Source organism: uncultured Phenylobacterium sp. (genome assembly GCF_902826855.1).
In the GTDB taxonomy this organism is placed as follows: domain Bacteria; phylum Pseudomonadota; class Alphaproteobacteria; order Caulobacterales; family Caulobacteraceae; genus Phenylobacterium.
Map to the genome: position 1 here is coordinate 1 of NZ_CADEGK010000260.1, position 5,482 is coordinate 5,482.

Below are 5,482 nucleotides of genomic sequence, written 5' to 3' on the forward strand. Positions count from 1 at the left end.
TCGGGGCGGAATCCGGGCATGCCGACCACCGGGAAGATGCGGTCGCGCATCGGCTGGACCTGCTCGATGATGTACTTCAAGCGCGCGCCCTCGAAGCCCAGCAGCGGGGCGAGCGCGACGTCCTCGCGCCGGACCTGGGCGAGGCTGGTGAAGAGGGGCAGCGGTCCCACCCCGCGCTTGGACTCGCTGAGCTCGAAGTATTCGCCTTCCCGAGGGCTCTTGCTGAAGGCGTACGACCGCGGCTCGACATAGACCACCTGCAGGTCCAGCCCAGCCGCCAGGGCCGTCCGCACCAGCGGCGCCCAGACGCTGTGGTTCATCCCCGTCATGTCGACATAGACCCGGTGGACATCGAGCGCGGCCAGGGCCGCCCGAAGCGCATCCTGGCTTCGCAGCGCCACCGGGCCTGCCCCGTCGAGGGTGATCGTGTAATCCCCAGTTTGGGTGATCCGGACGAAGCGCACGCCCGTCACACGGCCCTGCAGGCCGACCACGTGCTGGCTGCGTTCCTCTTCACTTGCCGCGAAAAAATAGGCGGCCGCCCCCGTCGGGGAGAAGTCATCGACGGCGTCGTGCACCGTCGTGAACACCGGCCTAAGCCGCAGGTCTTCCATAGTAGCCTTCGAACAAGGAGAGCTGCTCCGGAAGGTCGTCGTCGTCGGTGCGCCCGACCCGTCGGACCAGGGCCGAGATCGCGTCCCGCGGGCGCTCGATCAAGGCGAGCAGGGTCTCCGGCTCCAGCTTGATCTTGCGCTTCTTGCGGAAGCTGAAAACGAAGAACGGCGCGAACATGGGATGTATGGCGTAGTCGAACTGATTGACCTGGTTGAGGGACAGCTTGTTCCCCGACCAGCGCACCAGCGCCAGGTGCATGACGCCGTCGTCGAGCAGCTGCGCAAGCTCCGCAGGCACGACCGCCTCGCCGCCAAAGTGGAACTGATTGACCTCGGGCGCGTGGCCTTCCGGCTGCCGCGCCATCACATAGAACACTCGGCCGAGGCCAAGGAGGAGCTTGGCCAAGCGGCCGCCGTGGATCGACATCCCGTCGAGCTCGCGGAAGTTCTTCGCCGCCACGTCCTCGGCCGCCTGGGTCTGAAGCGTATGGGGCACGGGCCCCTCCCCGCCCGCGCGGGCATTCAGGATGAGCGCCTGAACACTGAGCTCCAGCAGGTAGCGCAGATTGGACGCCGCCAGTTTCACATAGACGGACCAGCCGCTGTAGTACTTGCGGGTCCCCGCCTTCTTCCGCCGGATCGCGAATAGGATGGCGTACTTGTTGTTCTCGTAACGGGTGGACCATTCCGTACCGTTTCGCTTCCATGCGGCGACCAGGTCGCGGATCGGAACCCCCTGCGCCTCCGACCACAGCTGGATGAAGAACCTCTGCAACGGACGCAGACCCCGGGCGAAGACCAAGAGTGCCCTCTCGTCGCCGAGGGCGGCTTCGAATCCCGCCACCCGCTCATCGACCCCCAGGAGCTCGGCCTCCTTCTCCAGCGGCAGCTCCGGAAGCAGGTCGACCACGTCGTGCAGCTCGGGGAAGACATGCTTGAGCCGGCTGTTGAGGACCCTCTGCGCCAGGGCCGCAAACTCCGGCTCCGAGAGGCTGGAGCCGATGTCCACGAGGGCATAGTCGGCCGGACTGTTCAGGATCTGGTCCGGATTGAGGGTCGCGCGCGACTTCCACCCCAGGTCCTTCACGCCGACCTTGAAGGTATGGGACCCGCCGGAATGTTTGATGAGCGTGTTCACTACCACCTGCTGGTCCTCCAGCAGGTTCTCGTACTCGTCGATCAGCAGGAAGAACTGCTTGCCCTCGAAGCCCGACTTGGTGACCAGCAGGTCGGTAAGGTAGCGCAGCGGGGCACCCTGGAGCGACACTTTGGGCAGGGCCGCCGCATCGATGTTGTTCAGATACGCTTCGAACCCAAGCTGCCCGTCGAACAGCGCACGCTTCAGGTCGGCGAGCGTCGCGCAGGGCTCGAGGTGCAGGCTGGTGGCCAGCCGGCGGCATTCCCCCGGCGTGAGGGCCGGCTCCGCGGTCACGGTCTCCTCCCACCAGCTCAGGAAATCCAGCAGCCGGCCCACCAGGATCAGGTTGAGGTAGTGGCCGAAGAGACGGCGCCATTGGAGGCGGCTCAGCTCCGGGCCCGCGAACGCGGTGACCCGGTTCGTGTCCACCCGATAGTAGACGCCATAGTATGGCCAATCCGCTACCTTCGCCGGATCGCGGCCGTTAAGTGCGAACTGGCCCTCGTACGAGAGGCACAAGAGGACGGTCGTCTTGCCGCTGCCGCGCCCGCCGGCCAGGACGCAGGGCCGGCGCGTCTGCAGCTCGGGGAAGTAGGCCGGCTGGGTAAAATAGCTGAAAATGTTCTCGCTCAGCCATTCCGCACGAAAGCCGCCGAACACTTCGGCGACCTGCGCGGCGCGGTCGACGGGCGTCCACGAGACGCTCATCGCCGTTTCACCAGGGGCGCCCAGCCGTCCTGCTGCAGGTGGAACAGGCGCAGGCTCGCGTCGGGAATACTGTCTCGGATCGCCACAGCCAGCCCCAGCGCCTCAAAGCCCCGCCAGTCTTCCTCGTCCCCGTCCGATTCCGGAAGCCCCAGCCGCTGGCTCACCCGCCGCACGAACGCCTGTCCGTCCGCTCGGATCGAATCCGGCCAGACCAGGGAGTGTGGATGCATGACCCCGTGGCGGTCTTCGAGCACCGCGCCGGGGCTCACCAGGACTTCGGGACACTCCGCCTGCAGCCGCCTCAACCCGTAGGCCGTGCAGACGGAAGGACAGTAGAAGGCCAGCACGTCAGGATTGTCGCGCACCAGCTGGGCGAAGGAAACCTTCGGCAGCGCGTCACCGTAATCGCGTTCGCGTCTCCAGGTGGAGATGAACTGGTTCCCCGAACCCACAAAGTCGTCCACGAACACCACGGTCTTGTGCGGTCCGCGCACCAGACTTCCCAAGGCGCTGTAGGGGGACAGCGCGCGGCCCGATGGGAACGCCGCCGCCATCCTGAACTTGCGCGCCGACTCCGGCCCGCTGTCCGTCGCGTTCGGCTGCTCCCCCTCCACATACGTCAGCAGCAGGCTGTCGAAGAACGCCGTCCAGCCGCCACGGGCCTCGCGGCCCGTGGCGGCGAGGCGGGAGATCTGCGCGCTCAGCGCGTGGAAGCCGGAGACCATCAACTGGGTGGCATGACTGTCAGAAAAGTAGAGGAAGCCGTCCAGAAGCGCGGACGCCAGCGGCTTGTCGCCGTCGTCGAAGTTGCCAATCCAGAGTTGGGCCCGGCGGAAGAACTCCAGCGTCCAGAGCTGGCTGCCGCAGAAGACCTCGCCCCTGTTGAGCAACGCGCGCGAAGCCACGGAGGCCTGACGCAACATCTGCTCATCGGGTTCACTCAAGGTTCGGGCGCCAAGGTCTCAGGAATCGCCACCTTAGCTCGATTCCGGGAACCTGCAGCGCTGCGGAGCTCGGCAGTCCGCGGGCCCGTGCCGTCATCTGGTTACGGGACCGCGCAGCCTGACGTGACACTCGCTCCCCAGCTGGAGAACCGTTGCCTAGGGCTCCGTGTGCCGGTTCGCCGCCATCCCCACGATCCGCCCACACGACGACTTCGTGGAGGCCCAGTATTCGCACTCGATCCGGAAGCAGACGCTCCGAACGTCGCCAGAGAGTCACGATGAGGCATGCGAACGAGTGCGGGCCTATCGTGATTGCGCGATCCAAGAGCGTGTCAGGTGCTGCGCCCAGACCCACGCCTCACGATCCTCGAAGCGGTCTTCGTGCTCCGCGAGCGCCACGAGCCGGTCGCGCGCGGGGCCAGCCACCAGCGGATTGGGATTGTTGGCGTTTTCTGCCAGGCGCTGCACCTCGGTCAAGCTGAGTTTGTCGTTCACTCGGAACCTCTCTCCCAGCCGAGACACAGTGGGCTGACTCACCTTTAGCGATGGTGCCCAGCGCCCGCTACATCGGCGGGCGCCGGGCGCGCTCAACTGGGAGTTAGTCCTCGTCGGAGGGACTCTGTTCGGGCCGATCCAGCGACTTTAGTTCGTGGCCCGGCGTGGCGATGACCACCTTGGAGAAGTAGCGCTCGACGCCATCCTTGTCGGTGTAGTGGTCGTGGCGGATTTCGCCCTGGACGTAGACCTTGGCGCCCTTCGCGAGGCCCTTGGAGGCCAGCCAGTTCACCGTCGCCGGGTTCCAGATTTCGACCTGGTGCCAGGTGGGATAGTCCTTCCGCTCGCCGTTCTTCTTGGTGTAGCGGCTGGTGCAGACCCGCAGCGTGGCGACCTTCTTATCCCCTTGGGTGGTCCGGACTTCCGGCTCGGCGCCCGTGAAACCGATCAGTTGGACTTGGTTCATCATCGTCGTTCTCCGTCTTCCGCCCGGAGGAGCCCGGACGGCTCGCGGTCCCTGCCGCGATCACGAGACCGCCCAGGTCGGGGACAAGCGAGGGGATGAAGCCCGGAAGGGGTGGAAGCCGGTCTGCAGGCCGCGCAGCGCCGAAGACCGGAGGGTCCGCCCCGACCGCCTCGCCTGCGAGGTCGGCTTGAACCCTGAGCGACCCGATCTAGGTTTACGTGATTGATCGCGCGGGACCGTCGGCGGCCGCGGCCCACCCCGGCGAAGACGCCGACGACGAAGCGCCTGGCCAACACAGGCCCCCCGGGGCCGCCGCCATCCGCCAGCCGAGGGGAAGGTTGCCGTGGCTCGGCTTCTGTCCTCACCTCCACCATGACAGCGGTGGGGGAGGTCACCCGGCCGGGCGAGGGCGCCCCGGAGACCCGCGTGGCGGACCGACCCATCGATGTGTGGGACGTCGAGAGCTTCGGACCGGAGCTGACCGCCTGCCTGACCGAGCACGCCGATCCAATGGCGGGGCTAGCACCTCTCCATGGCGCGACGATGCGAGCGGGGCTGCTTCGCCTCCGCTGCGGCCGAGGACTGAGCGTCGCGTTGCGCCTGTTCCTCGGAGAATCGGCGAGCGATGGTATCGTTCCGAATGTTTGAGAAGCCGGACGAACCGCAACTCGACAAGCTCATCGCACTCGTCGCCGAAGTGCATGAAGCCAGGCGCGCATCGCCTCGCTGCGAGAGGAAATGAGCGCCTGTGCGCGAGGGTTCGCGTCGATCAGCGACAAGTCCACGCGTATCAATGCGGCCTTCTATGCATACTGGATGCTCCCGGACGTGAGCGCGACGGACCTAGCGCTCGGCGCCACCGGACGCCCCCATCCAGCCAAGTTGCTCAAACTCGGCGGATCAGTCGTGGGCGATTTCAAATGCGACCGGTGCGGCGACGGGCTGGAGGTCCGTAGCCGCAACCACATGGGAGACCTCATGAGGGGACAGCCGTGGGCGGAGGGATATCGGCTTCTCTGCCCCTGGTGCGCGCAGGAAGTCAGCGAAGAGCGGTCGCGGGCACACGATGCGGAGCGCAAGGCCCAGGATGCTCGCACGGCGGAACTACAGGCCCTGC

6 protein-coding genes are annotated in these 5,482 nt (G+C 66.5%); 1 reads left to right on the forward strand and 5 read right to left on the reverse strand.

All coding sequences use genetic code 11. From position 1 onward, the window contains the following. The 5 genes from QZV94_RS22670 to QZV94_RS22690 all read right to left on the reverse strand — a co-directional run. The coding region (locus QZV94_RS22670) for a hypothetical protein (protein WP_293682364.1) at positions 1–614 on the reverse strand (614 nt) is incomplete at its 3' end. After that, positions 595–2,460 carry a hypothetical protein gene (locus QZV94_RS22675; RefSeq protein WP_293682367.1) on the reverse strand — a complete coding sequence of 622 codons (1,866 nt, stop codon included), beginning with the start codon at positions 2,458–2,460 and terminating at the stop codon, positions 595–597. The genes QZV94_RS22675 and QZV94_RS22670, both read right to left, overlap by 20 nt. Beyond that, positions 2,457–3,404: a hypothetical protein gene (locus QZV94_RS22680; RefSeq protein WP_293682370.1), complete on the reverse strand. Its 948-nt coding sequence runs from the start codon at positions 3,402–3,404 to the stop codon at positions 2,457–2,459. The genes QZV94_RS22675 and QZV94_RS22680 overlap by 4 nt, the downstream gene beginning before the upstream one ends. A gap of 303 nt (positions 3,405–3,707) precedes the next feature. Next, positions 3,708–3,899, reverse strand: coding sequence for a hypothetical protein (locus QZV94_RS22685; protein WP_293682373.1), 192 nt, complete (start codon positions 3,897–3,899; stop codon positions 3,708–3,710). A gap of 103 nt (positions 3,900–4,002) precedes the next feature. Continuing rightward, positions 4,003–4,368: a single-stranded DNA-binding protein gene (locus QZV94_RS22690; protein ID WP_293682376.1), complete on the reverse strand. Its 366-nt coding sequence runs from the start codon at positions 4,366–4,368 to the stop codon at positions 4,003–4,005. A gap of 735 nt (positions 4,369–5,103) precedes the next feature. On the opposite strand from QZV94_RS22690, the gene QZV94_RS22695 reads away from it, so the two are divergent. Then, positions 5,104–5,482 (forward strand): hypothetical protein (locus tag QZV94_RS22695; RefSeq protein ID WP_293682378.1); only part of this gene is annotated, 379 nt, incomplete at its 3' end.

Bases quoted from the DNA above. Each gene is read 5' to 3' on its own strand.
- QZV94_RS22690 (WP_293682376.1), bottom strand. From the start codon at position 4,368: ATGATGAACCAAGTCCAACTGATCGGTTTCACGGGCGCCGAGCCGGAA.
- QZV94_RS22675 (WP_293682367.1), bottom strand. From the start codon at position 2,460: ATGAGCGTCTCGTGGACGCCCGTCGACCGCGCCGCGCAGGTCGCCGAA.